Source organism: Variovorax sp. GW821-FHT10C12 (assembly GCF_059415405.1).
Map to the genome: position 1 here is coordinate 1 of NZ_JBWKNE010000023.1, position 1,520 is coordinate 1,520.

Below are 1,520 nucleotides of genomic sequence, written 5' to 3' on the forward strand. Positions count from 1 at the left end.
AGTCTGTCTACTGGTCTGAGCACGACGAACAGCAATGTGAGCAGCCTGTCGACTTCGACGTCGAGCGGTCTGAGCACTGCGACCAGTGGGATCTCCAGCCTGTCCACGGGCCTGAGCACCACGAACAGCAACGTCAGCAGCTTGTCGACCTCCACGTCGTCTGGCCTGAGCACAGCGAATAGCAACGTCAGCAGCCTGTCGACGTCTACGTCGTCCGGTTTGAGCACGGCAACAAGCAGCATCGACAGCCTGTCGACTTCTACTTCGAGTGGCCTGAGCACGACGAACAGCAACGTGAGCAGCTTGTCGACCTCGACATCGTCGGGCTTGAGCACGGCGACCAGCGGTATCTCCAGCCTGTCGACGGGTTTGAGCACGACCAACAGCAACGTGAGCAGCCTGTCGACCTCCACGTCGTCTGGTCTGAGCACCACGAACAGCAACGTCAGCAGCTTGTCGACCTCGACGTCGTCTGGCCTGAGCACAGCGAATAGCAATGTCAGTAGTCTGTCGACGTCCACTTCGAGCGGTCTGAGCACCGCGACCAGCGGTATCTCCAGCCTGTCGACGGGTCTGAGCACGACGAACAGCAACGTGAGCAGCCTCTCGACTTCGACGTCGTCCGGCTTGAGCACGGCAACGAGCAGCATCGACAGCCTGTCGACTTCTACTTCGAGTGGCCTGAGCACGACCAACAGCAACGTCAGCAGCTTGTCGACGTCTACCTCGAGCGGTCTGAGCACAGCGACCAGCGGTATCTCCAGCCTGTCCACGGGCCTGAGCACCACGAACAGCAACGTCAGCAGTCTCTCGACCTCGACGTCCTCTGGTCTGAGCACGGCCACGAGCAGCATCGACAGTCTGTCGACGTCTACTTCGAGTGGCCTGAGCACGACTAACAGCAGCGTCAGCAGCTTGTCGACCTCGACGTCGTCCGGTCTGAGCACCGCGAACAGCAACGTCAGTAGCCTGTCGACGTCTACGTCGTCCGGCTTGAGCACGGCAACAAGCAGCATCGACAGCCTGTCGACTTCTACTTCGAGTGGCCTGAGCACGACGAACAGCAACGTGAGCAGCTTGTCGACCTCGACATCGTCGGGCTTGAGCACGGCGACCAGTGGGATCTCCAGCCTGTCTACCGGACTGAGCACGACCAACAGCAACGTCAGCAGCTTGTCGACGTCCACTTCGAGTGGTCTGAGCACAGCCACGAGCAGCATCGACAGCCTGTCGACGTCTACTTCGAGCGGCCTGAGCACGGCGACCAGCGGCATCTCCAGCCTGTCCACGGGCCTGAGCACCACCAATAGCAACGTCAGCAGTTTGTCGACGTCCACGTCGAGCGGCCTGAGCACAGCTACGAGCAGCATCGACAGTCTGTCGACTTCTACTTCGAGCGGTCTGAGCACGGCGACCAGTGGCATCTCCAGCTTGTCCACCGGACTGAGCACCACGAACAGCAACGTGAGCAGTCTGTCGACCTCGACGTCGTCGGGTCTGAGCACGGCCACGAGCAGCAT

At 60.7% G+C, this 1,520-nt stretch carries 1 protein-coding gene; it reads right to left on the reverse strand.

The window, feature by feature from the left end; all coding sequences use genetic code 11:
• On the reverse strand, positions 1–1,520 hold a 1,520-nt coding region (locus tag AC07OH_RS31915; protein ID WP_495303369.1), incomplete at both ends, for a hypothetical protein.